Annotated in this window: 20 protein-coding genes; 15 read left to right on the top strand and 5 right to left on the bottom strand. The window is 73.3% G+C overall.

The window, feature by feature from the left end; genetic code table 11:
• The first annotated feature begins 93 nt into the window (after nt 1-93).
• The 3 genes from ABD347_RS14440 to ABD347_RS14430 all read left to right on the top strand — a co-directional run bounded on the left by ABD347_RS14440 (nt 94) and on the right by ABD347_RS14430 (nt 3,875).
• Entirely contained in the window at nt 94-1,491 is a 1,398-nt protein-coding gene (locus ABD347_RS14440) for a peptidoglycan recognition protein family protein (RefSeq protein WP_344360945.1), read from the top strand.
• A gap of 109 nt (nt 1,492-1,600) precedes the next feature.
• The gene (gene manB / locus ABD347_RS14435; RefSeq protein WP_344360943.1) at nt 1,601-2,683 is read left to right on the top strand and encodes a mannose-1-phosphate guanylyltransferase; all 1,083 of its coding nucleotides are present in this window, start codon (nt 1,601-1,603) and stop codon (nt 2,681-2,683) included.
• 190 nt (nt 2,684-2,873) lie between these two features.
• Nucleotides 2,874-3,875, top strand: coding sequence for a DNA-3-methyladenine glycosylase family protein (locus ABD347_RS14430; protein WP_344360941.1), 1,002 nt, complete (start codon nt 2,874-2,876; stop codon nt 3,873-3,875).
• Nucleotides 3,876-3,908: 33 nt separating this feature from the next.
• Here the strand turns inward: ABD347_RS14430 and ABD347_RS14425 are convergent, their stop codons facing one another.
• Genes ABD347_RS14425 through ABD347_RS14415 form a run of 3 tightly spaced genes read right to left on the bottom strand, consistent with a single transcriptional unit; the run spans nt 3,909 to nt 6,724 of the window.
• Nucleotides 3,909-5,225: a coenzyme F420-0:L-glutamate ligase gene (locus ABD347_RS14425; protein ID WP_344360939.1), complete on the bottom strand. Its 1,317-nt coding sequence runs from the start codon at nt 5,223-5,225 to the stop codon at nt 3,909-3,911.
• Nucleotides 5,222-6,178: a 2-phospho-L-lactate transferase gene (gene cofD, locus ABD347_RS14420; RefSeq protein WP_344360937.1), complete on the bottom strand. Its 957-nt coding sequence runs from the start codon at nt 6,176-6,178 to the stop codon at nt 5,222-5,224. Before cofD ends, ABD347_RS14425 begins: the two co-directional genes overlap by 4 nt.
• Nucleotides 6,179-6,220: 42 nt before the next feature.
• On the bottom strand, nt 6,221-6,724 hold the full coding sequence (locus ABD347_RS14415) for a cysteine dioxygenase (RefSeq protein WP_344360934.1): 504 nt from the start codon (nt 6,722-6,724) through the stop codon (nt 6,221-6,223).
• Between the two features lie 679 nt (nt 6,725-7,403).
• Here ABD347_RS14415 and ABD347_RS14410 point away from each other — a divergent pair.
• From ABD347_RS14410 to ABD347_RS14400, 3 genes are all read left to right on the top strand, one after another.
• Nucleotides 7,404-7,667, top strand: coding sequence for a WhiB family transcriptional regulator (locus ABD347_RS14410; protein ID WP_023588371.1), 264 nt, complete (start codon nt 7,404-7,406; stop codon nt 7,665-7,667).
• A 704-nt stretch (nt 7,668-8,371) separates the two neighbouring features.
• The gene (locus tag ABD347_RS14405) at nt 8,372-12,118 is read left to right on the top strand and encodes a glycosyltransferase family 2 protein (RefSeq protein ID WP_344360926.1); all 3,747 of its coding nucleotides are present in this window, start codon (nt 8,372-8,374) and stop codon (nt 12,116-12,118) included.
• Nucleotides 12,115-13,689, top strand: coding sequence for a DUF5719 family protein (locus tag ABD347_RS14400; RefSeq protein ID WP_344360923.1), 1,575 nt, complete (start codon nt 12,115-12,117; stop codon nt 13,687-13,689). Before ABD347_RS14405 ends, ABD347_RS14400 begins: the two co-directional genes overlap by 4 nt.
• Here ABD347_RS14400 and ABD347_RS14395 read toward each other — a convergent pair.
• Nucleotides 13,686-14,114: a metallopeptidase family protein gene (locus tag ABD347_RS14395; RefSeq protein ID WP_344360921.1), complete on the bottom strand. Its 429-nt coding sequence runs from the start codon at nt 14,112-14,114 to the stop codon at nt 13,686-13,688. The genes ABD347_RS14400 and ABD347_RS14395 overlap by 4 nt on opposite strands.
• Nucleotides 14,115-14,387: 273 nt before the next feature.
• Here ABD347_RS14395 and ABD347_RS14390 point away from each other — a divergent pair, with 273 nt between their 5' ends.
• The 8 genes from ABD347_RS14390 to ABD347_RS14355 all read left to right on the top strand — a co-directional run bounded on the left by ABD347_RS14390 (nt 14,388) and on the right by ABD347_RS14355 (nt 23,393).
• Nucleotides 14,388-14,816 carry a DUF3499 domain-containing protein gene (locus tag ABD347_RS14390; RefSeq protein WP_344360919.1) on the top strand — a complete coding sequence of 143 codons (429 nt, stop codon included), beginning with the start codon at nt 14,388-14,390 and terminating at the stop codon, nt 14,814-14,816.
• A 75-nt stretch (nt 14,817-14,891) separates the two neighbouring features.
• Nucleotides 14,892-16,283, top strand: coding sequence for a phosphomannomutase/phosphoglucomutase (locus ABD347_RS14385; RefSeq protein ID WP_344360917.1), 1,392 nt, complete (start codon nt 14,892-14,894; stop codon nt 16,281-16,283).
• 398 nt (nt 16,284-16,681) lie between these two features.
• On the top strand, nt 16,682-16,864 hold the full coding sequence (locus ABD347_RS14380) for a Trm112 family protein (protein WP_344360915.1): 183 nt from the start codon (nt 16,682-16,684) through the stop codon (nt 16,862-16,864).
• 137 nt (nt 16,865-17,001) lie between these two features.
• Nucleotides 17,002-18,324 carry an SIS domain-containing protein gene (locus ABD347_RS14375; protein ID WP_344360913.1) on the top strand — a complete coding sequence of 441 codons (1,323 nt, stop codon included), beginning with the start codon at nt 17,002-17,004 and terminating at the stop codon, nt 18,322-18,324.
• 60 nt (nt 18,325-18,384) lie between these two features.
• Nucleotides 18,385-19,551 carry a mannose-6-phosphate isomerase, class I gene (manA, locus tag ABD347_RS14370; RefSeq protein ID WP_344360911.1) on the top strand — a complete coding sequence of 389 codons (1,167 nt, stop codon included), beginning with the start codon at nt 18,385-18,387 and terminating at the stop codon, nt 19,549-19,551.
• Between the two features lie 84 nt (nt 19,552-19,635).
• Nucleotides 19,636-20,571 carry a cation diffusion facilitator family transporter gene (locus ABD347_RS14365; RefSeq protein ID WP_344360909.1) on the top strand — a complete coding sequence of 312 codons (936 nt, stop codon included), beginning with the start codon at nt 19,636-19,638 and terminating at the stop codon, nt 20,569-20,571.
• Nucleotides 20,572-21,182: 611 nt separating this feature from the next.
• Complete coding sequence (ahcY, locus tag ABD347_RS14360) at nt 21,183-22,640, top strand: adenosylhomocysteinase (protein ID WP_344360907.1); 1,458 nt, start codon at nt 21,183-21,185, stop codon at nt 22,638-22,640.
• Between the two features lie 138 nt (nt 22,641-22,778).
• A complete protein-coding gene (locus ABD347_RS14355) occupies nt 22,779-23,393 on the top strand; it encodes a hypothetical protein (protein ID WP_344360906.1) in 615 nt (204 codons plus the stop codon).
• A gap of 29 nt (nt 23,394-23,422) precedes the next feature.
• Here ABD347_RS14355 and ABD347_RS14350 read toward each other — a convergent pair whose 3' ends face one another.
• Complete coding sequence (locus ABD347_RS14350; RefSeq protein ID WP_344360904.1) at nt 23,423-24,448, bottom strand: RDD family protein; 1,026 nt, start codon at nt 24,446-24,448, stop codon at nt 23,423-23,425.
• Nucleotides 24,449-24,566: 118 nt separating this feature from the next.
• Here ABD347_RS14350 and ABD347_RS14345 point away from each other — a divergent pair, with 118 nt between their 5' ends.
• Nucleotides 24,567-25,574: a stage II sporulation protein M gene (locus ABD347_RS14345; protein WP_344360902.1), complete on the top strand. Its 1,008-nt coding sequence runs from the start codon at nt 24,567-24,569 to the stop codon at nt 25,572-25,574.
• Nucleotides 25,575-25,889: the final 315 nt, after the last annotated feature.

Here is a 25,889-nt window from a genome sequence, read left to right as displayed (position 1 = left end):
TGGGCCGTACCGGTGACGGCGTCCACCGGTCGGACCGATGGGCCGTCAGTTTCCCGACGAGCGGGGCGGCTCCGGTCCGCCGAGGATCGGCCCATGCGTGCCTACCTTGCATCCTCGATCGGTGTCGCGTGCGCCGCGGCCCTCGTGCTCCCGCTCGCGCTCCCCGCGAGCGCGGCCCCCGCCCCGTCCCTCACCTCCGCCGCCCCGGCCGGTCCCGCCGGCGAGGTGTCCGTCCCCGGCTCGACGCAGTCGCTGCCGCTCCACGCGCTCCCCGCCGAGCGGGCGGGCGCCGCGGCGCAGGGGCTGACCGCGCGGGACGTCCGCCCCTTCTCGCTGGTCGGCGTCGTCTGGGACGACCCGGACACCGAGCTGCACGGCTCCGTCCAGGTCCGCACCCGCGCCACCGGCAGCGGGGCCTGGTCCGACTGGCAGTCCGTCGACACCCACAACCACGACCACGCCGCCGACCCCGGCACGCCCGAACGGGACTCGGGCACGGTCCGCGGCTCCACCGCCCCGCTGTGGGTCGGCGCCTCGGACGGCATCGAGGTACGCGTACGGGCAGAGGCCCCGCGCTCGGGCGCCGCTCCCGCCGCGCTGCCGCGCGGCATGCGCATCGAGCTGGTCGACCCCGGCGACGAGCCCGTCATCGAGCTCGCCGGCGAGGACACCGCCCAGGGCCCGGAGGTCCCGGAGGGCAACGACACCGGCACCACCTCCGGCCAGGTCCCCCTCCCGGCGCTGACGGCTGAGGAGTCGGCCGCCTCCGCGGTCAACGCCGAACTCGTGCCGCTCGGCGCGGCCGAGATCCCCGAGCTGACCAAGGAGGCGACGGAAGCCGCGTTCGCCGACCAGTTCGGCGACGAGGCCATGGTCGCCAAGCCGTACATCGGGCCCCGCCCCCGCATCATCACCCGCAAGGGGTGGGGCGCCGACGAGAGGCTGCGCGAGCGCAACTTCGTCTACACCAAGTCCGTCCAGGCGGCCTTCGTCCACCACAGCGCCACCGGCAACAACTACTCCTGCAAGCAGGCCCCGTCCGTTCTCCGCAGTATCTACCGCTACCACGTGAAGAGCAGCGGCTGGCGGGACTTCGGCTACAACTTCGCCGTCGACAAGTGCGGAAACATCTACGAAGGCCGTGCGGGAGGCGTGGCCAAGCCGGTGCTGGGCGCGCACACCCTGGGCTTCAACAGCAACAGCATGGGCATCGCGGTCCTGGGCACGTACAGTCAGTCGAATCCGCCCTCGGCGGCGGTGACCGGCGTCGCGCGGCTGACGGCCTGGAAGCTCGGACTGTACGGAAAGAACCCGCGGGCGAAGACCACCCTGACCTCGGGCGGTGGGAACCGGTACAAGAAGGGCGCGAAGGTCAAGCTCAACGTCATCTCCGGGCACCGGGACGGCTTTGTGACCGACTGCCCCGGCGCGCGGCTCTACGGCAAGCTCGGCACGGCCCGGAGCGCGTCGGCCAAGTACCAGGGCCGGTGAGGACGACCGGGACGGCTGTACCGGACGATCTGCATACACTGTCCGGTCGTATCGGTCATATGACCGATGTGGCCCATCGACCGGACCCAGCAGGAAGCAGAGACGACAGGTGACAGAAGCGATCCTCCTGGTCGGTGGCAAGGGCACCCGGCTCCGGCCGATGACGGTGAACACGCCCAAGCCCATGGTTCCGGCGGCGGGCGTCCCGTTCCTCACGCACCAACTGGCCCGCGCGCGGGCGGCCGGCGTCGAGCACATCGTGCTGGCGACCTCGTACCTCGCCGAGGTGTTCGAGCCGTACTTCGGCGACGGGTCGTCGCTGGGCCTGCACATCGAGTACGTCACGGAGCGCGAGCCGCTCGGCACGGGCGGGGCGATCCGCAACGTCGCCTCCCGCCTGCGCTCGGGACCGGACGAGCCGGTGCTGATCTTCAACGGGGACATCCTCACCGGTCTGGACATCCGGGCCCTGGTGGACACCCACGAGACGTCCGGTGCCGACATCTCGCTCCACCTCACCCGGGTCGAGGACCCGCGGGCGTTCGGGCTGGTCCCCACGGACGCCACCGGCCGCGTCACGGCCTTCCTGGAGAAGCCGCAGACGCCCGAGGAGATCGTCACCGACCAGATCAACGCGGGTGCGTACGTCTTCCGCCGCTCGGTCATCGACACGATCCCCACGGGCCGGCCCGTCTCGGTCGAACGCGAGACGTTCCCCGACCTGCTGGCCACCGGCGCCCACCTCCAGGGCATGGTCGACTCCACGTACTGGCTGGACCTCGGTACCCCGCAGGCGTTCGTGCGCGGCTCCGCCGACCTGGTGATGGGCCGCGCCCCGTCGCCGGCCGTGCCGGGCCGCCGCGGTGACCGGCTCGTCCTCGACAGCGCCTCCGTCGCCCCGGACGCCAAGCTCACGGGCGGTACGGTCATCGGCGCCGGCGCGACGGTCGGCGAGGGCGCCCGCGTCGACGGCAGCACCGTCCTGGACGGCGCGGTCGTCGAGGCCGGAGCGGTGATCAGCGACTCGCTGATCGGTGAGGGCGCGCGGGTGGGCGCCCGGACGGTCCTGCACGGCGCGGTCATCGGCGACGGCGCGCACGTGGGCGCCGACAACGAGCTGCGGGACGGCGTACGGGTGTGGTGCGGCGCGCGGCTGCCGGACGGCGCCGTCCGCTTCTCGTCGGACCAGTAGGCGCGGGCGGGAGCGGCCGGGCAGGCGCCGCGGGCCGGCGGCCCGGAGCCGCCGGCCGGCCCGCCGGGGTGACGCCCGGCGGCGGCTGGGCCGCGCTGTCCCGGGGCGGCACCCGGGGGCCGCGCGGGGGCTACCCTCATAGGACCCGGGACCGCGACCCGGGGGACCCGACCCCGAGGACCGTACTTCCGTGGCAGGCCGTTACGCCCCGCGCCCGACCCGCACCACCGTGCGCGGCGGGCACGTCGCCGTACCCGCCGCCCGGCCGGCCTCCGCCGCGGCAGCCGCCCCCCGCACCCGGACCTGGACGCCCCCGTGGCCCCTGGACCTCGGGCTCGCCCTGGGCCCGCTGCGGCGCGGCCCGGCCGACCCCACGTTCCGTACGGCGCCCGACGGCTCGGTCTGGCGCGCCAGCCGCACCCCGGAGGGCCCCGGGACGCTCCGCGTGGCGGCCAGGGGCGGGGCCGTCGAGGCGGAGGCGTGGGGCGCGGGCGCGCGATGGTTGCTGGACCGCCTCCCGGCGCTCCTCGGCGCGGAGGACGACCCGTCCGCGTTCACCCCGCGCCACCGGCTGCTGGCCGTCACCGAGCGGCGCCGCCCGGGACTGCGGCTGACCCGCACCGGGCTGGTGATGGAGTCGCTGATCCCCTCGATCCTGGAGCAGAAGGTCACGACGGACGAGGCGTACCGGGCGTGGCGGCTGCTCGTGCGCGGGTTCGGTGATCCCGCGCCGGGCCCCGACGACCGGCTGTACGTCATGCCCGAGCCGCGCACCTGGGCGCTGATCCCCTCGTGGGAGTGGCACCGCGCGGGCGTCGACGCCAAGCGCTCGTCCACCGTCCTGCGCGCCGTCCGGGTGGCCCGGCGCCTGGAGGAGGCCGCCGCGATGGAACCCGAGGAGGCCCGGCGGCGGCTGGAGCTGATCCCGGGCATCGGCCCCTGGACGTCCGCCGAGACGGTCCAGCGCAGCAACGGCGCCCCCGACGCGGTCACCGTCGGCGACTACCACCTGCCGAGCATCGTCGGTCACGCCCTGGCGGGGCGCCGGGACGCCGACGACGACGAGATGCTGGAGCTCCTCGCGCCCTACGCGGGCCAGCGCCACCGTGCCGCCCGCCTCATCCTCCTCAGCGGCCGCACGCCGCCCCGCCACGGCCCCCGCTTCACCCCCGGCAACATCGCCGCGCTCTAGCCGCCCGAGGCCGCCGCCCGGGCCCGGCCGGGGTCACCGCACCTCGACGAACCCCCCGACCTCCCGCGCCGCCCTCGGCGGGGGCGTGCCCGCCGGCCGTCCCACCGCCACCGCGCCCATGGGGTCCCAGTGGGCCGGCAGGTCCAGCACGCCCCGTACGACGTCCCGGCAGAACATCGTCGACGACACCCACGCCGACCCCAGCCGCTCACCGGCCAGCGCGACCAGGAAGTTCTGTACGCCGGCCCCGGCCGCGACCACGAACATCTCCCGCTCCGCCACGTCCCGCCGGGCGTCCCCGTAGTGGTGCGAACCGTCCATCACGAGGCACGGCACCACCAGGAAGGGCGCGCGGCGCAGGACGTCCCCGCGGCGCACCCGCCGCGCGACGGCGTCGTCGCCGAGGCCGTCGGCCCGCAGGTCGGCGACCCAGGCGTCCCGCATCGCGTCCAGCAGCCGCACCCGTGACTCCGCCGACTCCAGCAGCACGAACCGCCACGGTGTCGTGTGGTGCGGCGCGGGCGCCGTCAGGGCCGCCGCCACCGCCCGCCGCACCGCGCCCGGGTCCACCGGGTCGTCGGTGAACTCCCGCACCGTGCGCCGTTGCGTGACCGCCTCCCGCACCGCCTCCGACGTACCGAGCCGGAACATGTCGTCCACCGCGTCGCGCAGCAGCGCCCGCGCGCCCGTGTCCCCCTCGTCGGCGACGACCAGGTGCGAAAGGCCCCGCACCACCGCGACCGGCAGTCCCGCCGCCTTGCCCTTCACCAGGTCCCCGGCGGCGGCGAGCTCGTCCGCGCCGGCGACCACGGTGGCGACGAGCGGGTTGCCGTACGCGTCCGTGCCGCCGCGCAGGTCGTCCAGGACGCGCACCCCGGCCGCGCCGATCGCCACATCGGTGACCCCGCTGCGCCACGGCCGCCCGGACGTGTCCGTGACGACGACGCCGACGTCCACCCCGAGCGCGTCCCGCAGCCCGTCCCGGATCACCCGGGCGGAGGCGTCCGGGTCCTCCGGCAGCAACAGCACCGTTCCCGGCGGGGTGTTGGAGGCGTCGACGCCGGCCGCGGCCATGACCAGGCCCTGCCGGTTCTGGACGATGCGGAGGGTGCCGCGCCGCGCCACCACCCGTACCGTCTCGGCGTCGATCGCCGTCTCGCGGTCGTCCGCCGCGACGATCCGGCCCTCCGCCTTGCTGACGATCTTGGAGGTGACGAGCAGCACATCACCGTCGGCCAGTCCCGGTCCGCTGGCGGTGACGGCGGTGGCGATCAGCTTGGCGAGGTCGTCGCCGGGCCGTACCTCCGGCAGTCCCGGCAGCGCCCACACCCGGTACGACGGGGCCGTCACGCGCGTACCTCCTCGGCGAGGGCCAGGGCCTCGCGCGCCATCGCCGCCGTGGCGTCCACGTCGGTCATCATCAACGGCACCGCTCGGCACCGGATGCCCGCCGCCTCGACCTCGCCGACCGTGTCCACGTCGGTCGTGTCGACGAGCCAGCCGTCGAGGAGCCCGGAGCCGTAGTGCCGGGCGACCGCCCCGGCCGTGGCCTCGACACCCACCGCGGCGAGCACCTTATCGGCCATGCCGCGCACCGGCGCGTTCCCGACGATGGGGGACAGCCCCACGACCGGTACGCCCGCCTCGGCGATCGCCTCCCGGATACCGGGCACGGCGAGGATGGTCCCGATGGACACCACCGGGTTGGACGGCGGGAAGAGCACGACGTCGGCCTCGCCGATGGCCTCCAGGACCCCGGGCGCGGGCTGGGCCTGCTCGGCGCCGACCGGGACCACCGCCTGCGCGTCGACGGAGGCGCGCAGCCTCACCCAGTACTCCTGGAAGTGCACGGCCTTGCGCTCGCCCTCGACCTCGACGGCGACGTGCGTCTCCACCCGGTCGTCGGACATCGGCAGCAGCCGCACCCCGGGCTTCCACCGGGCGCACAGCGCCTCGGTGACGGCGCTCAGCGGGTAACCGGCGCCCAGCATCTGCGTGCGGACGATGTGGGTGGCGAAGTCGCGGTCGCCGAGCCCGAACCACTCCGGCCCCACTCCGTACGCCGCGAGCTCCGCCTTGACGTGGAACGTCTCATCCGCGCGCCCCCAGCCCTGTTCCTCGTCGATGCCCCCGCCCAGGGTGTACATCACCGTGTCGAGGTCGGGGCAGACCTTCAGCCCGAACAGATGGATGTCATCACCGGTGTTGCCGATGACCGTGATGTCCGCGTCGGGCGCGGCCTGCTTGAGGCCGCGCAGAAAACGGGCACCGCCGATGCCGCCGGCCAGAACCACAATGCGCATGGGCACAGTCTGTCAGTCCGGGGCGGCTCCCCCTGAGGCCGGTCAGGCGACGACGGCGTCCCGGGGCTTTGGGGCGGAGCAGCCGCTGGGGTGCATCGGCATGTCGGTGAGGCCCGGATAGTAGACGTGCAGACTGACGGCCGGTTCGAGTGAGTCGTTGACCACGTCGTGTGCGAATCCCGGCGCGAAGACGCGCTGGGCGCCGGCGGTGAGCGGACGCGCGCCCTTTTCCGTACGTTCCGTCAGTTCGCCCTGGAGGACGGTCAGTACGCCGGAGGACTCGCCGTGATCATGCATACCTGTGCCCTGACCGGGCACCCAGGACAGCAGCCAGACCTCGTAGCCGGGTCCGGTGCGCAGCCGCTGGTACCAGCGGGTGGTGGCGTCGTACTCGACGAGGCGGGCCCACTGCGTCCGGTCGGCGGCGATGGTGCGGGCCAGGCCGACGAACTCGGCCACGGTGGAGGGGTGCTCCTTGGCGGGCTGGAGAAGGTGCTGGACGGCGAGGATGTCGCCGGCGATCTGGAGGTCGCTGTCGCTGTTCATGGGGTGCGGGAGTTCCTCGAGAGAAACGGGTCCGGAAGCCGGAAGCGGTACACGCGGGAAGGGCGGGAAACAGACGCTGGGGCGGGGCGCTGGAGCTCTGGGGCGTCAACAGCTGGAACAGCGACAGCAACAGCGACAGAGAGGCTGGAGAGCCCGGGCAGCGCCGAGGGACCCACGTGCGGGGGTCGCGAGGAGCGCTGTGGTCGCTGGCATGCAAACAAAGGTGACCGGCTCGATTCCGTATGTCAACCCAATGCCCGATTTGGCCGCAATGTTTCACCTCATCCGGTTACTCCGTCCGGAGAAAGGTTTGTGCTGCCAGGGGTCGGGACACATGCCGCAGCAACCACCGGCGCAAACGTCGCCGCAGTCCCGAGATCCGACTGTGATCCGGGTCGCTTCACCGGCTTGACCGCAACAAGATCGAAGCGGCGGACGTCCTCCCCGGAAGAGGTGGCGAAAGGGAGGGTGTGGGCCAGGTGGCGGCATGTGTCTCAATTTTGCTGATTTGAACACTTTCCGCATAGCCTTGGTTCCGCAGAGTGAATACCGGGCCCAATAGCAGATCCCGGCTTGACTGGTCCGGAGCAACGCACTTGTAATTTCACTCGTGTCGTTCGGCCGAAAAATTCGACAAACGGCCATCACACGGGGACGCAAAGACCGACGAGGGGCGCACATGACCGAGTTGTTCCAGGAACTGCTGGTCGAGGACGCGGATGAGGAACTCGGCTGGCAGGAGCGCGCGTTGTGCGCCCAGACGGATCCGGAGTCCTTCTTCCCCGAGAAGGGCGGATCCACTCGTGAGGCCAAGAAGGTCTGCCTCGCCTGCGAAGTCCGTTCGGAATGCCTCGAATACGCGCTCGCCAACGATGAAAGATTCGGAATCTGGGGCGGGCTGTCGGAACGTGAACGCCGCCGCCTGAAAAAGGCCGCGGTCTGACGCCGTCGCCGGCCACGCCGCGCTCCGCCGTCCCGCCCCGGCCCCCCGCGCGGTCACCCCGCGCCCGCCCGCCGCGCGGCCTCGACGCGGGCCGCAGGCCGGGCCACGCGCCCACGGGCTCCGACCCGGCACCGAGCCGCCCCGCCGGGCGGCGGCTCCCCACAGCCGCGCGGTGACCCCGCGCCCACCCGCCGGGTGCCGCGGGGCGGCCGGGCGGTGGTCCCGGCCTCCCGCGCGCAGACCTCGCGCCGAGCCCCGCGCCCAGGCCCCCGCCCACCCGCCGGGCGGCGCTGTCCGACCGCGGCCGACCGTGGCCGACCGCGGGCCGGCCCGGACGCCGGGACGCCTCCGCCGGGACGCCTCCGCCGGGGCGACGGCCCCCCGCTCGCCGTGGCCGCCGGGCGCCCACCGGGCACACGGCGCGGACGGGCACCGGCCGGGGCCGTCCGGCGTGACCGGCGCGGTCACAGGCGCAGCGTGAGGGGTCTGCCGGGGCGTACGCGGGGCCCGTCGGGCCGGACGCGCGGCCTGCGGCCGGTGCCCACCGGTCAAACCGCGCACACGCGTACGTAAAGAACCGGCCACCGTCCGCGCTCTGTCCACAGGCGGCGGAAGGGTGACGTGCCAGCCATTAGTGTGGGCCTCCGTCCGAGACGCTCCAACGCCCCCCGCGGGCGACCCCCGGCCGGAGGGCCCGTAACCCGATGTCCGCCACAGCCGCGTTCACCCCCGCTTCCCCCACGCAGCAGCCCGACTTCCCGCGGCACGTCGTCACCGCCGTGCTCGTGTCCCACGACGGTGCCCGGTGGCTGCCGGACGTCCTTTCCGGGCTGCTCGGTCAGGAGCGTCCCGTACAGAACGTCGTCGCCGCCGACACCGGCAGCGCCGACGACTCCGCGCGGCTGGTCTCCGAGGCCATCGGCGACGACCGGGTGCTGCACCTCGCGCGGCGTACGGGCTTCGGCGCCGCCGTCGAGGAGGCCGCCCGCACCGCGCCCGCCCTCGGCCCCGAGGAGCTCCCCTACCTGAAGCGGCCCAGCGGCTGGGACCCGGTCAGCAGGACGTGGAACGACGACGCCTACGACCTGCCGGACCTGCCGCACGGCGAGCCCGTCCAGTGGCTCTGGCTGCTGCACGACGACGCCGCGCCCGAGCCCGGCGCCCTCGCCGAACTGCTCCGCGTCGCGGACGGCGACGAGCACGCCGCGATCATCGGGCCCAAGCTGCGCGGCTGGTACGACCGCAAGCAGCTCCTCGAAGTGGGCGTCTCCATCGCCAACAGCGGCCGCCGCTGGACCGGACTGGACCGGCGCGAGCAGGACCAGGGCCAGCACGACCAGGTCCGCTCCGTGCTGTCCGTCTCCAGCGCCGGAATGCTCATCCGCCGTGACGTCTTCGAGGAGCTCGGCGGCTTCGACCGCCGCCTGCCCCTCATGCGTGACGACGTCGACCTGTGCTGGCGCGCCCACTCCGCCGGCCACCGGGTGCTCGTCGCCCCCGACGCCGTCCTCCGCCACGCCGAGGCGTCCGCGCGCGAGCGGCGCACCGTCGACTGCGCGGGCCGCTCCGTCGCGAGCCCGCACCGCGTCGACAAGGCGGGCGCCGTCTACACACTCCTCGCCAACGCGCGCGGCATCGCCTTCCCCTGGGTGCTGCTCCGCCTCGTCGTCGGCACCCTCCTCCGTACGCTCGCCTACCTCGTCGGCAAGGCACCCGGCCAGGCCGTCGACGAAGTGATGGGCCTGTTCGGCACGTTGCTGCGGCCGGAGCGGATCGTCGCGGCCCGTCGCAGGCGGCGCGGAGGGACCGTCGAGGCGTCAGAGCTGCGCCCGCTGTTCCCGCCGCCCGGCGCCACCGTCCGCGTCACGGTCGAACAGGTCATGTCCGACTTCGGGGGCACGGACGCCGATTCGGGCGGATCACGGCACGGTGCCGTCGAGTCGGGCCCCGGCGGTGACGACGCCGACTACCTGGAGATCGAGCAGTTCGCCCGCCTGAAGAAGATCGCCCGCAGGCCGGGTCCCGTCCTCTTCGCGCTGCTGCTGGTCGCGTCGGTGGTCGCCTGCCGCGGCCTGTTCGGCGGTGGCTCCCTGGCGGGAGGCGCGCTGCTGCCCGTCCCCGACGGAGTCGGGGACCTGTGGAACCGGTACGCGGACGCATGGCACCCGCTCGGCACCGGCGGCACGCAGACCGCCCCGCCGTACCTCGCGCTCCTCGCCGCCCTCTCCGCCGTGTTCCTCGGCTCCACCGGCCTGACTGTCACCGTGCTGCTGGTCTGCTCGGTGCCACTGGCCGGCGTCACCGCGTACTTCGCCTCCCGCTCCCTCGTCCAGTCCCGGCTGCTGCGCGCCTGGGGAGCCGTCGCGTACGCCTTCCTGCCCGCCACGACCGGCGCCCTCGCGACCGGGCGGATCGGCACCGCCGTCCTCGCGGTCCTGCTGCCGCTGATCGCCCGGGCCGCCGTCGCGGCGCACGGACTGCGGGGCGAAGGGCGTGGCAGCTGGCGCGCCACCTGGGCGTACGCCTTCCTGCTCACCTTCACCATGGCCTTCACGCCCGTCGTGTGGCCGCTCGCGGCCGTCCTGGGGCTGGCGGTGCTGGCGCTGCGGCGCGACGACTTCGTGGCGTACGGGCTGCGCTTCCTGGCCGCGATCGGCACTCCGCTGCTGATGCTCGCCCCCTGGTCCCTGACGCTGCTGACCGACCCGTCCGCCCTCTTCAGGGAGGCCGGGGTGGAGTTCGGTACGCCGGCGGCGTCCCCGCTGGACCTGCTCGGCGTCTCGCCGGGCGGACCGGGGACCGTCGGCGGCGTGGTCCTGATCGGCCTGGTCCTGGCGGCGCTCGCCGCCCTGCTGCGCGCCGAGCGGCGGTCCGCGATCCGTACGGCGTGGGTCACGGCCGTGGTCGCCCTGGTCTTCGCGGTGCTCGCCAACGGGACCGGCGGCGGTTCTGGCGGCGGGTCCGGCTGGGCCGGGCCGGCCACCCTCGTGTACGGCGTCGCGCTGCTGGCCGCCGGCATGCTCGGGGCGGAGGGCGGCCGTACGCGCGTCGCCTCCCAGAGCTTCGGCTGGCGCCAGCCCGTCGCCGTGCTGATCGCCCTGGCCGCCGCCGCGGGCCCGCTCGTCTCCGCGGCGAGCTGGATGATCGGCGGCGCCGCGGGGCCGCTGGAGCGGCGCGACCCGGTCCAGGTGCCCGCCTTCGTGGCGGAGGAGAGCGACACCCGGGACCAGCCGCGCACCCTGGTGCTGGGCGGCACGTCGTCCGCCCACGTCCCGTACACCCTGGTCCGGGGCTCCGGGGCCCGCCTCGGCGACGCCGAGCTGACGGCGGCGGGCGGCGGCGACCCCCGCCTCGACAAGGTCGTCGCCCATCTGGTCGCCGGCTCCGGCGCGGACCAGACCGCCGAGCTGAGCGGTTTCGCGATCCGGTACGTCCTGGTACGGGACGGGGCGCCGCGCCGGACGAGCCGCGTTCTGGACGCCACGCCGGGGCTCACCCGGCTCAGCCAGCTGGACGGCAGCGCGTTGTGGCGGGTCGACCGTCAGGTCGCGCGGGCCACCATCGTCCCGGGCGGCGACGGCAAGGGGGAGCGGCTGCCGGTCGCCGCGGGTCCGGTCGAGGCGCACACCGAGATCCCGCCGGGCGGCCCCGGCCGCGTCCTGCGGATCGCGGACCGCGCGGACGACGGCTGGCGGGCCACCATCGACGGGAAGCCCCTGGAGAAGACGGTCGTCGACGGCTGGGCGCAGGGCTTCGAGCTGCCCGCCGAGGGCGGGCGCCTGGACCTGACCTACGAGGACTCCTTCGCGCACACCGCCTGGATCTGGACCCAGTGCTCCCTGGCCGTGGTCCTCCTCGTGCTCGCTCTGCCGGGACGGCGCAGGGACGTGGACGACGACCTGCCGGAGGAGGAGCGGCACGCCGTGACCCCCGAGGACCTGGCGGGCGACGGCCGCCGGGCGCGCAGGCTGCGGGCGGCGGCCGCCGCGGAGGCCGCGGAGACGGAAGCCGCCGCGGGGACCGAGCCGGACCCCGTCCCCGTACCGGACGCCGATCCGTACGCGGCGCAGGGCGTCCCGCGACAGCCGTCCTACGGCGACTGGGACGGCAGCCAGGCGTACGCGGCCCACCCGGCCGAGGGACAGCAGTACCCGGCCGACTCGTACCAGCGATACCCCGAGCACCAGCAGTACCCGCAGCACCCCCAGCAGTCCTACGAACGGGGCCCGCACGAGCAGGGCGCGTACGAGCAGGTCCCGTACGAGCAGGTCCCGTACGAGCAGGGGCAGGGGCAGGGTCAGTACGACCAGTACGACCAGTACGACCAGTACGACCAGTACGACCAGGGCCAGTACGACCAGCAGTACCCGCCGGGCCAGTACGAGCAGCGGCCGGATTACGGCTACGGGTACGACAACGAGCAGCGTCCCGACGGGAGCAGCAACCAGTGAACCGCACCACCCTCTCCCTCGCCGCCGCCGTCACCGCCCTCGCCGCGGTCACCGGGTTCGCCGTGCTGACCGCGCCGGGGGGCGACGCGGGGACGGCGACGGCCGCCAAGGCCCCGGCACGGCTCCCGGTCGAACGCTCCAGCCTGCTGTGCCCCGCGCCGAGCAACTCCGAGGTCGCCGAGACGGTGTACACGTCGTTCACACCGGCGGGCGCCGCCCAGGGCGCCGGCACGGCCGCGGGCGAGGCCGCCGACCGGGCGGAGCTGAGGCCGTCCGCCGCCACCGCCGACGTGACGGCGGCGGACTCCAAGAAGGCGGACACGGAGGCGGACGCGGAGGCGGACGCGCCGAAGAAGGCGCCCGCCGCCGACAAGCCCGTCCTCACGCTCACCCAGCCCGGCAGACCGGTCACCGCCGAGGCCGACGGCGGCGACGCCCCCGCCCTGGTCGGCGCCGCCTCCGGCCGGCTCGCGCCCGGCTGGACCACCCAGCAGACGACCAAGGTCCCGGCGGGCGGCGGGCGCGGAATGCTCGGCCTCAGCTGTACCGCGCCCGACACGGACTTCTGGTTCCCCGGCGCCTCGACGGCCGGGCAGCGCGCCGACTACGTCCACCTCACCAACCCCGACGACACGGCCACCGTCGTCGACATCGAGCTGTACGGACCCGACGGCGCCCTGAAGTCGCAGCTCACCGAAGGCATCACCGTCCCCGCCCGGTCCGGCGTGCCGGTCCTGCTCTCCACCCTGACGACCGGCCCCGCCGCCGAGGACGTCACCGTCCACGTCACCACCCGCAGCGGGCGGGTCGGCGCGGTGGTGCGCTCCGCCGACGAGAACCTCGGCAGCGACTGGCTGCCCGCGTCGGCCGACCCGGCCGGCACACTGGTGCTGCCCGGCATCCCGGCGGACGCCACGTCCGTACGGTTGGTGGCGTACGCGCCGGGCGAGGGCGACGCCGACCTGAAGATCCAGCTCGCGAGCCCGACCGGCACGATCACCCCGGCCGCCGCCGAGAGCCTGCATGTGAAGTCGGGGATGACCGCGGCCGTCGACCTCGAGAACGTCACGCGCGGGGAGGCCGGGTCGCTGCTGCTGTCACCGGCGCGCAAGGGGCGCGCCACCCCGGTGGTCGCCGCGCTGCGGGTGGTGCGTGGCAAGGGCGCCGACCAGGAGATGGCGTTCATCCCGGCGACCGGGCCGGTGGGGGAGCGGGCGACCGTGGCGGACAACCGGGCCGAGGGCACCACGCTGTCACTGACGGCGCCCGGCGAGGCCGCGGAGGTGAAGGTCACAGCGTCGGCCGGCACCGAGGGCGGGACGCCGGTGACCAAGACGTACAAGATCGGGAGTGGTACCACCCTGGCGGTCACGCCGCCGGTACCGGCCGGGCTCAAGGGGGTGTACGCCCTGACCGTGGAGACCCTCTCGGGCGGTCCGGTGCACGCGGCGCGCACACTGGCCGAACCGGACGACGGCCTGCCGATGTTCACCGTGCAGACGCTCGCCGACGACCGTGGCACGGTGGAGGTCCCGTCCGCGGGGCAGGACCTGTCCGTCCTGGACGACTAGTCCTGGCCGTACCGGGGATCGACCGACTCGGGGGAGAGCCCCAGCAGCTCGGCGACCTGCTCGACCACGACCTCGTGGACGAGCAGGGCCCGCTCGTCCCGGCTCTTGGCGCGCAGCTCGACCGGCCGCCGGTAGACCACGACCCGCGCGGGCCGGTCGCGCCCGGCCGGCACCGAGACGCCCAGCGGCACCGACTCCTCGGGGGAGACCGGTACCTCCAGTACGAGGAAGTCGACGTCGGTCAGTTGCGGCCAGCGCCGCTCCAGCCGCTCCACCGAGTCCTGGACCAGGTCGCGGAAGGTGTCGGCGCGGCTGGCGGAGAGCGGTACCTGCGGCGGGGCGACGGGTCCGCGCATGCCGCTGCCGTGGCGGTCTCGGCGGCGCGGCCGGGGCTCGGCCGGGCGGGGCGGTACGGGACTGTCCATCACTGAGGCAGGGTAGCTCTCCCCGGGGTACGACGATCGTGCCGCGCGCCGGGCGGCGGGCATGTCGCCGATTGCGCGTTCCGGCCATACTTCGGCGCGATTCGGCATGGCCCCCCGATCGGTTCGCCCATCAGGATTGACCGGATTCGTTCGGGGTGATGTTCGGCAGGCCGGCCGCCGCGGCCCCCGGCCGACACCTTCCGAGCAGGTCAGCCGAGCCTTTCCGGGGACCCCTGTGCGGGACGTCACACCGCGACACGGGCGAGTGACCTGGTGGAGAGTCGTCGCGGCCCGCTCAAGAGTGCGGTACCGTCCAACGTCGTGAGCCATGTACGTCGCTGTTCGCGCACCGCGTGCGGCCGCCCCGCCGTCGCGACACTGACGTACGTCTATGCCGACTCGACAGCGGTTCTCGGCCCGCTCGCCACCTACGCCGAGCCCCACTGCTACGACCTGTGCGCCGAGCACAGCGAGCGCCTGACCGCGCCGCGCGGCTGGGAGGTCGTCCGCCTCTCGGACGGCTCCGCCCCCGCCCGCCCCAGCGGCGACGATCTCGAAGCGCTCGCCAACGCCGTACGGGAAGCGGCCCGCCCCCAGGAGCGCGCGGCGCAGGCCGGCGGCAAGCCCGGAAGCCGCGCCGGGGACCCCGTCGAGGTCGGCCGCCGCGGCCACCTGCGGGTGCTGCGCTCTCCCGACTCCTGAGCCTCCGCCCCCTACGGGTAGTTTGTGTGCTCCACCGCGGGTGGACACACAGGGCTTGCAGGAGGGTGCGGGGAAGTGACAGCTGATCTGTCTGGTGGTCCGTCTCGGGATCTGTCGGGGATCGTGAAGGCGTACGACGTCCGCGGGGTGGTCCCGGACCAGTGGGACGAGCCGCTGGCGGAGCTCTTCGGCGCGGCGTTCGTCGAGGTGACCGGCGCCGACGCCATCGTGGTCGGCCACGACATGCGCCCCTCGTCCCCGGGCCTGTCCGGCGCGTTCGCGCGCGGCGCGGCGCGGCACGGCGCGGACGTCACGCTGATCGGCCTCTGCTCCACGGACCAGCTGTACTTCGCGTCGGGGAGCTTCGGGCTGCCGGGCGCGATGTTCACGGCGTCGCACAACCCGGCCCAGTACAACGGCATCAAGATGTGCCGCGCCGGCGCGGCACCGGTGGGCCAGGACACCGGCCTGGCGGAGATCCGCGCGCTCGCGGAGAAGTGGCTCGGGACGGGCGCGCCGGAAGCGGCGGCCACGCCCGGCACGCTCACCGGGCGCGACACCCTCACCGACTACGCCGCTCATCTGAAGACCCTCGTGGACCTCACGTCCGTCCGGCCGCTGAAGGTCGTGGTCGACGCGGGCAACGGCATGGGCGGCCACACGGTCCCCACCGTCTTCGAGGGCCTGCCGCTGGAGCTGGTCCCCATGTACTTCGAGCTGGACGGGACCTTCCCCAACCACGAGGCCAACCCGCTGGACCCGGCCAACCTCGTGGACCTGCAGGAGCGGGTGCGCGAGGAGGGCGCCGACCTGGGCCTGGCCTTCGACGGCGACGCCGACCGGTGCTTCGTGGTGGACGAGAAGGGCGACCCGGTGTCGCCGTCGGCCGTCACGGCGCTGGTCGCGGCGCGCGAGCTCGCCAGGAACGGCGGCACGGGGACCGTCATCCACAACCTGATCACGTCGTGGTCCGTCCCGGAGGTCGTCCGCGAGAACGGCGGGACGCCGGTGCGCACACGGGTCGGCCACTCCTTCATCAAGGAGGAGATGGCCCGCACCGGCGCCATCTTCGGCGGCGAGCACTCCGCGCACTACTACTTCCGCGACTTCTGGAACGCGGACACCGGCATGCTGGCGGCCCTCCACGTCCTGGCGGCCCTGGGCGGCCAGACCGGCCCGCTGTCCGAGCTGGTCTCCTCGTACGACCGCTACACCGGATCGGGCGAGATCAACTCCACGGTCGCCGACCAGCCCGGCCGTACGGCGGCGGTCCGCGAGGCGTTCGCGTCCCGCGACGGTGTCACGACCGACGACCTCGACGGCCTCACGGTGACGGGCACGGACTGGTGGTTCAACCTGCGCCCCTCCAACACGGAACCGCTGCTGCGCCTGAACGTCGAGGCCCGCGACGAACCGACGATGACGCGGCTCCGCGACGAGGTCCTCGCCCTCGTCCGTACGCCCTAGTCGGTCCCGGCCCCGGGCAGCCGCCCCGGCACGCCCCTCGCCCGGCGCCCGCCCGGTCCGGACCCGAACCGGACCGGACCCGGACCGGACCCGAACCGAACCGGGTCCGAACAACGCGGTCCGAATCGCCGACGGGCGCCGGGGGTGAACCGCCCGGTTCCGGGAAGGGGCGGAGTAAGGGACAAGCCCGTCGCCGCGGGGACAGGCCCGTCCCCGCCGACGCCGCATCGCCGGGCCCCCGGCGGTAGGCTGACGTGGCCCGACGCGCACCGCCGCACGGGCGCCACACCGAGCACCACCACGTACGACACACCACCACGTACGACAGCACCACGCACGACCACACGTACAACCCGGCCCAACGCGACCGACCTCGCCCGCCCGAAGGGACCCACCCCATGCCGCTCGAAGCCGGCCTCCTGGAGATCCTCGCCTGCCCGGCCTGCCACGCGCCGCTCAGCGACCGCACGACGGCCGAGACCCCCGAGCTGATCTGCACCGGCGAGGACTGCGGCCTGGCCTACCCGGTACGGGACGGCATCCCGGTCCTCCTGGTGGACGAGGCCCGCCGCCCCGCCTGACGGCGCACCGGCAGGGCGTACGGGCGGGCGCCGCGACCCAACGGGCACCGTCCGCGTACCGCCCACCCGCGAGGGGCGCCGCTCACCCCGGCGCCGCACCGCACCCCACACCGCACGGCGATCGGAGGCCCCACCTCATGCTCGACGAGACGCTGCTCGACGACCCGGACGCCCTGGCCCGAGTCGACCGCCGCGGTCTTCTCCGCGGGGCCGCCGAAGCAGGCGCGCGCGTACGCACCGCCGCTCGCCACGCCGCCGAAGCAGGCGTCACCGAGCTGAACCCCGAGGGGCGTCCGCGCTCCATCCTGGTCGCCGGTCCCGGCACCGCGGCCGCCGGCGTCGCCGACATGGTGGCCACCCTGGCCGGTGCCTCCGCGCCCGTGGCCCGCCTGCACTCCACGGGCGTGGCGGCTGCCGCCGGCGCCCTGCGCTGGGCGCTCCCGGGCTGGGCCGGCTCCGTCGATCTGCTCCTGATCACCACCACCGACGGCAGCGAACCGGGCCTCGCGCTGCTCGCGGAGCAGGCCTACCGCCGCGGCGTCACCGTCGTCGCCGTCGTCCCCAAGCGCTCCCCGCTCGCCGAGGCCGTCTCCGGCACGCACGGACTCGTCGTCCCGATGGCGGTCGCCCCCCATGAACTGACCGACGAGGAAGCCCAGGAGGCGAGCCCCGCCGCCCTGTGGGCGCTGTTCACCCCCCTCCTGGCGCTCCTCGACCGAATGGGCCTCGTCACCGCGCCCGCCGACACCCTCCAGAGGGTCGCCGACCGCCTCGACCGCACCGCTGAACGCTGCGGCCCGGGCGTCGCCACGTACAGCAACCCGGCCAAGACCCTCGCCGCCGAGCTCGCCGACACCCTCCCGCTCATCTGGACCGAGGGCGCGGCGGCCGCCCCGATCGGCCGCCGGTTCGCCGCCGTGCTGGCGGAACTGGCCGGCCGCCCGGCGTTCGCGGCCGAACTGCCGGAGGCCCTCGCCGCCCACCGGGGCCTTCTCGCGGGCGCCTTCGCGCGCGGCGCGGACCCCGACGACTTCTTCCGCGACCGTGTGGATGAGGCGCAGGCCCTGCACGCCCGCGTCGTCCTGCTCCGCGACCGCCCCACCGGAGGCCTCACCGCCGCCCCCGCCGCCCGCGAACTCGCGCTGAGCCACGACACGACGATCAGCGAACTCGAACCCCGGGACCCGGCGGCCGACGAGGGACCGGCGACCGGAAACGGCACGTCGACCGGGAACGACGCGACGAACGGCGAAGGCGCCACGGCCGGCAGCGGCACGGCGACCGGAAACGGCACGGCGACCGGAAACGGCACGGCGACCGGCAACGGCACGGCGACCGGCGACCCCGGCACGACCCGCGACGGTACGACCGACCTGGAGTGCTTCGCCGAGCTCCTCGCGATCACGGACTTCGCGGCCGTCTACCTGGCGCTGACGTCCCGCCGCAACACCACCACCTGACGCCCCCCACCCCCGCCTCCCCGGCCGCACGGCAAGCAAAGACGCAAGGAACGACGCCGCATGGACCGCCTCTCCAACACCGTCCGCCCATACGCCTGGGGTTCCACGACGGCCATCCCGGAACTGCTCGGCGTGGCCCCCACCGGCGAACCGCAGGCCGAGTTGTGGATGGGCGCCCATCCCGGCGCCCCCTCCCGCGTCACCCGAGCCGGACAGCCCGAGCAACCGCTGTCGGCCCTCATCGAGGCCGACCCGGAGCGCGAACTCGGCCCCGCCACCGTCGCCCGGTTCGGCCCGCGCCTCCCGTTCCTCCTCAAGATCCTCGCGGCCGGCGCCCCGCTCTCCCTCCAGGTCCACCCGGACCTCGCCCAGGCTCAGGAGGGTTACGCCGCCGAGGAGCGCGCCGGGGTACCCATCGACGCGCCCCACCGCAACTACAAGGACCCCAGCCACAAGCCCGAGCTCATCTGCGCCCTCACCCCCTTCGAGGGTTTCTGCGGCTTCCGGGTGCCCGACCGGACCGCCGAACTCCTCGCCGCGCTGGACATCGACTCGCTCAAGCCGTACGTCGACCTCCTCCACGCCAGCCCCGAGGACGCCGCCCTCCGCGAGGTCCTGACAGCCGTCCTGTCCGCCGACCCCGCCGAGATGGCGGCCACCGTCACCGAGACCGCCGCCGCCTGCGCCCGCCTCGGCGGCGTCCACGCCCCGTACGCCGTCCTCGCGCACCACTTCCCCGGCGACCCGGGCGTCCTCGCCGCCATGCTGCTCAACCACGTCCGGCTCCAGCCCGGCGAGGCGCTCTACCTGGGCGCCGGTGTCCCGCACGCGTACCTCGGCGGCCTCGGCATCGAGATCATGGCGAACTCCGACAACGTCCTGCGCTGCGGACTGACGCCCAAGCACGTCGACGTCCCGGAACTCCTCCGCGTCGTCCGCTTCGAACCGCACGACCCCGGCGTCCTGCGCCCCGAGGCCTCCCCCTCCGGCGAAGAGGTCTACGAGACGCCGGTCGACGAGTTCCGTCTCTCGCGCTTCGCACGGCCCGAAGGCGCCGCTCCCGTCGACATCACGGCCCCCACCCCGCAGATCGTCCTCGCCACGTCCGGCACCCCCAGGACGAACGACCAGTCCCTCACCCCGGGCCGGTCCGTCTTCGTCCCCGCGGGCGAAAAGGTCGAACTATCCGGTACGGGCACGGTCTTCCGGGCCACGGTGAGGCCCTGACGCCCCGCCCGCATCCGCTGCTGCAACAATGTCCGGCCGTACGAACCACCCCCCAGCAGCATCTAGGAAGGGACACCCGCACGCATGAGCGCGTCAGGCGGAACCAAGGCGATCGTGGCGGCGCTTGTCGCGAATCTGGCGATCGCTGTGGCCAAATTCGTGGCGTTCCTCTTCAGTGGTTCGTCCTCGATGCTCGCCGAGAGCGTGCACTCGCTGGCCGACTCCGGCAACCAGGGGCTGCTGCTCCTCGGCGGCAAGAAGGCCAAGCGCGAGGCGACGCCCCAGCACCCCTTCGGCTACGGCCGTGAGCGTTACATCTACGCCTTCCTCGTCTCGATCGTCCTCTTCTCCGTCGGTGGCATGTTCGCCATCTACGAGGGCTACGAGAAGATCAAGCACCCGCACGAGATCGAGGCCTGGTACTGGCCGGTCGGCGTCCTCGTCTTCGCGATCATCGCCGAGACCTTCTCCTTCCGGACGGCCATCAAGGAGTCCAACGAAGTCCGCGGCAAGCTCTCCTGGAAGGAGTTCGTCCGCCGTGCCAAGGCACCCGAGCTCCCGGTCGTCCTCCTGGAGGACCTCGGTGCGCTGGTCGGTCTGATCCTCGCCCTCGCCGGCGTCAGCCTGGCCCTGGTCACCGGCGACGGCGTCTGGGACGGCATCGGCACCCTCTGCATCGGCGTCCTGCTCATCGTGATCGCGATCGTCCTGGCCGCGGAGACCAAGTCGCTGCTCCTCGGCGAGTCCGCCGGCACCGACGAGGTCAAGAGCATCGAAGCGGCGCTGGTCGACAACGACACCGTCACCGGCATCATCCACATGCGTACGCTGCACCTCGGCCCCGAGGAACTGCTGGTCGCCGCCAAGATCGCCGTCCAGCACGACGACACGGCCTCCGAGGTCGCCGCGGCGATCGACGCAGCGGAGCAGCGCATCCGCGCCGCCGTACCGATCGCCCGGGTGATCTACCTGGAACCGGACATCTACCAGGAGACCAAGCGCACCACCCCCACCACCTGACACGACCGGCACGACGAGGCCCCCGGCCCCCTCTCGGGGCGGGGGCCTCGTCGTGCTCGTGCCGCCCCGCACGACCGACGCCCACGCACCCGCCGGCCGCCCCGAGCCCGCCCCGCGCACCCGCCCCGACGATCAGGCCGGTCAGCCGCCCACACCGGCCCGGGACCGAAGAGCAGCAACGGACCCTCCCGCCCCCAGGGCACCCGCTCGCTCACCACAGCCGCCCCTCCGTGAAGTAGCGCGCTCGTCCCCGAGCACGAGAGACCACCCGCCCGGCACCGCCCCGCGCACCCGCCCGCTCCCTCGGCCCGCTCCCACCGGCAACGCCGCCCCGACGGGACCAGGCCGCCACCCATCCCGAAGCGACCCAGGTCATGGTCCCGTTTCCGCAGAGGTGCCCCGCGGGCTGTGGTCCGCAGGACCGATCGGTGTAGATTCGTGACAGAGTCAGACGTCGCTGCTGATGGCGGTCGGGCGGTCCACGACGGACCGGCCGAGGGAGAGAGGGCCTCCGACGACTGCACTGCGAGTACCGGGCATCCTTGTGTTGTCCAGCTATCTCGCAGAGCCAGCCGTACCCACCCTCGACCCAACACGAGGAGCAGCTCGAAATGACGACTGTCGCCAACCGACAGGACTTCAAGGTCGCCGATCTCTCCCTGGCCGAGTTCGGCCGCAAGGAGATCACTCTCGCCGAGCACGAGATGCCGGGCCTGATGGCGATCCGCAGGGAGTACGCCGAGACCCAGCCGCTCGCCGGCGCCCGTATCACCGGCTCGCTGCACATGACCGTGCAGACGGCCGTCCTGATCGAGACGCTGGTCGCCCTCGGCGCACAGGTCCGCTGGGCGTCCTGCAACATCTTCTCCACCCAGGACCACGCCGCCGCGGCCATCGCCGTCGGTCCCGAGGGCACCCCGGACAACCCTCGGGGCATCCCGGTCTTCGCCTGGAAGGGCGAGACGCTGGAGGAGTACTGGTGGTGCACCGAGCAGGCGCTGACCTGGCCGGACGCGTCCACCGGCGGTCCCAACATGATCCTGGACGACGGTGGTGACGCCACCCTCCTGGTCCACAAGGGCGTCGAGTTCGAGAAGGCCGGCGAGGCCCCGGACCCGTCCACCGCGGACAGCGAGGAGTACGCGCACATCCTCCGTCTCCTCAACCGCACCCTGACCGAGAACCCGCAGAAGTGGACCCTCCTCTCCTCCGAGATCCGTGGCGTGACGGAGGAGACGACGACGGGTGTGCACCGCCTGTACGAGATGCACCGTGACGGCACGCTGCTGTTCCCGGCGATCAACGTCAACGACGCGGTGACCAAGTCGAAGTTCGACAACAAGTACGGCTGCCGTCACTCGCTGATCGACGGCATCAACCGCGCCACCGACGTGCTCATCGGCGGCAAGGTCGCGGTCGTATGCGGATACGGCGATGTAGGCAAGGGCTGCGCGGAGTCCCTCCGTGGCCAGGGCGCCCGAGTGATCGTGACCGAGATCGACCCGATCTGCGCGCTGCAGGCGGCGATGGACGGCTACCAGGTGACGACCCTCGACGAGGTAGTCGACAAGGCCGACATCTTCATCACCACGACCGGCAACAAGGACATCATCATGGCCTCCGACATGGCCAGGATGAAGCACCAGGCGATCGTCGGGAACATCGGCCACTTCGACAACGAGATCGACATGGCCGGCCTGGCGAAGATCCCCGGCATCGTCAAGGACGAGGTCAAGCCGCAGGTCCACACGTGGGCGTTCCCCGACGGCAAGAAGATCATCGTGCTGTCGGAGGGCCGCCTGCTGAACCTGGGCAACGCCACCGGTCACCCCTCCTTCGTGATGTCCAACAGCTTCGCGGACCAGACGCTGGCCCAGATCGAGTTGTTCACCAAGCCCGAGGAGTACCCGACCGACGTCTACGTGCTGCCCAAGCACCTCGACGAGAAGGTCGCCCGTCTGCACCTCGACGCGCTCGGTGTGAAGCTCACGACGCTCCGCCCCGAGCAGGCCGCCTACATCGGTGTCGAGGTCGAAGGCCCCTACAAGCCCGACCACTACCGCTACTGACGGCGCCCGTGCACTGACGCACGTCCGCAGCAGCCGGTGAACGGCAGCAGGTACCAGGCAGGCCCCCGCACCCCCGTGCCGGGGGCCTGCCCCATACCGGGCGTCCCCCTACCGCCGATCCCGAGGACCCGAGGACCCATGCCCCGCGGCCGCTATTCGCTCCATGATCCGCACGATCACACCCCCCTCGGTGAAGAGCACTTCAACTGCGCGCCCGGCCCATCCGGCTGGCGCTACGTCTCCCAGGTCACCACCCCCTCCGGCGACCACGCCGGCTCCGTCGACCTCGCCCTCGACGACCTCGGCCGCCCCATCCGACTCGAACTCCACGCCGCGAGCTGGCAGGTCCGCGGCGCCGCCCTCGACGGCGTCACCTGGGTCCGGACCGATCCCTCCGGGACACACGCCACGGAAGGCAATGTGCGCGCCCACGCCTTCACCGGCACGTCCCCGGCGTTCCTCGTCGCGACATCCCGCCTGCTGCGCCTCACCCCCGCTTCGCCCCCCACCCGGGTCCGCCTCGTCGCCTTCACGGACCCGGTCCTCGCCCCCCTCACCGTCGACCAGTCGTGGGCCCTGATCAGAAGTGAAGCGCACACCACTGACAACGGCCCCCTGACCGTGGACGAATACCAGGTCGACGCCCTCGACACCGGCGAGCGGCACACCGTCCACATCGCCGGCGACGTGGTCCTGGCAGCCCCCGGCATCGAGCTCGAGGACCTCCAGACCCCACCGTCGGTCTTCAGCTGACCCGGCGACGCCGACGCGCCCCGACCGCGCTACGCGGGCGGAGCGAACCCGGTGGCAGGCGGCGTACCGCCGCGCTCCCCACTCCCCGCACCAGCGCCATTCCCCCGGGCATCGTGGGGACCCTCGCCGGGGCCCGCTCCCTCAGGCCCCCTGGCTCCAACGGCCCCAGGCACCACCGGCCGACCGGCATCCGCGAGCCGGCCCTCACCCCCCTGGCCACCCCAACCCCCAGGGCCACCCGCACCACCCCAGCCAGCCGTGCCACCCGCGCTCACCGGCGCCCCGCCACCCACCGGCGCCCCACCACCCGCGGGGAACGCACGCCGCGCATCCCGCGCCTGCCGCTCGTTCACCACCGCGGCCAGGTACTCCGCCGCGGGCACCCCCGGCGGCGGGGGCGTACCCGTCCGGGCCACCAGATCGTCGGCCAGCCGTTCAGCCAGCGCCCGCCCCGCCACGGCGTCGAGCTGCCGCATCCGCGTCAGGTACTGCCGTATCGCCGACCACAGCTCGTCCGGCACCGCCGACAGGTCCACCTGCGTGAACCGTCCGACCAGCCAGGGCGGCGGGGGCGGAACAGCCACGGCCCGAGCCGCCGGAACCCGCTCCCGTACCACCAGCGTGCCGGCGAAGACATCGCCGATCCGCCGGCCACGCGCCGACACGAGCGAGGCGACGCACGCCACGACGCCGAACGTCATCAGGATCTCGACGACCCCCATCGCACCCCGCACCAGCGCGTGCCGGAACCGGATCGGCCCTCCGTCGTCCCGTACCACGCGCAGCCCGCACGCCAGCTTCCCGAGCGACCGCCCGTGGGAGAGGGTCTCCACCGCTATCGGCCCGCCCACCAGCACCAGCAGGAACGTCGCGATCGACACCGCCATGACGGCCGCCTCATCCAGGGAAGCGGTGGCGATCGCCAGCCCCACGGATATCAGCAGGTACACGGTCCACACCACGACGAGGTCGATGACAAGGGCCAGCGCCCGGCTCGGCAACCTCGCCGGCTGCAAGCCGAGTACGACCGCGTCCCCCGTCACTACCCCGCTCACAGTGCCCACCCTTCTCCGGTCTTCCCCAACCCCTCCAAACGCCAGTCTGCCAAGCTGACAGTCAGAGCGCCGCAGTAGTACGAACCGTACGCACCAGTGCCTGGAGCAGCAGCCGATCATGGACCTCGACGTCTACGTCACCGCCCACCGCCCCGAATGGGACCGCCTGGACCACCTCCTGCGACGCGGCCGCCACCTCACCGGGGCCGAGGCCGACGAACTGGTCGCGCTGTATCAGCGCACCGCCGCCCATCTCTCGCTCCTCCAGTCCAGCGCACCGGACCCCATGCTCACGGCCCGCCTCACCCAGCTGGTCGCCCGCGCACGCGCCACGGTCACCGGTACCCGCCGTGCCTCGTGGCGGGACGCGGCCACCTTCCTGACCTCCGGTTTCCCGGCGGCGGTCTACCGCTCACGCCACTGGTGGATCCCGACCGCCGTGCTCTCCACGCTTCTGGCCGCGCTCATCGGCTGGTGGATCGGCACCCACCCCGAGGTCCAGTCCTCCATCGCGGCTCCCGAGGAGCTCCGTCGGATGACCCGTCCCGGCGGAGACTACGAGTCGTACTACTCCAGCCACCCGGCCGCCTCCTTCGCGGCCCAGGTCTGGACGAACAACGCGCAGGCGGCCGCCATGTGCCTCGTCCTCGGCGCGTTCCTGTGCGTCCCCGTCCTGTGGATCCTCTTCCTCAACATGCTGAACCTCGGCGTCGGCCTCGGCCTGATGTCCTCAGCCGGGCGCCTCGATACCTTTCTGGGCCTCCTGCTTCCGCACGGCCTCCTGGAACTCACCGCCGTCTTCGTCGCCGCCGGCACCGGTCTCAGGCTGGGCTGGACCCTCATCGACCCCGGCCCCCTACCCCGCCGCACCGCTCTGGCCCAGCAGGGCCGAGCCGCTCTGGGCATGGCCCTCGGGCTGGCCCTGGTCCTCTTCGTCTCCGGCGTGATCGAAGGCTTCGTCACCCCTTCGGGCCTCCCCACCTGGGCCCGCGTCGCCATCGGCATCACCGCCGAGCTGGCATTCCTCGCGTACGTGTACGTCCTCGGCGGCCGTGCGGCCAGAGCCGGTGAAGCCGGGGACGTCGAGTCCCCCGACCGAAGCGCCGCCCTGCCCACCGCAGCCTGATGTGCGTCCGGCCCAGCTGAGCTGCTAGTCTCCTCTTCGCCCACAAAACCCGTTGACACGGGTGCCGTGGGGAGGTAGATTAGAACGGTTGCCTCGGACTGGACAGGTTCGAGCGCGAACACTAAGGTCTGTCTCGCTCCAAGGCGGAATTGATTCCGCGGAGCCAATCCGATTCCTCATTCGAATCACGAACGTCGATTAGCTCGGCGGAAATGATTCTGATAAAGTCGGATCAGCCGAAAGGCAAAGGCCCTCCAACGGCCACCGGAAACAGAATCCGAACCGGAAACGGAACGGGAAAAGGATCTGGTAGGG

The organism is Streptomyces gobitricini (genome assembly GCF_039532985.1).
GTDB classification, from domain to species: Bacteria; Actinomycetota; Actinomycetes; order Streptomycetales; family Streptomycetaceae; genus Streptomyces; species Streptomyces gobitricini.
This window is presented reverse-complemented; position numbering and strand designations above follow the sequence as displayed.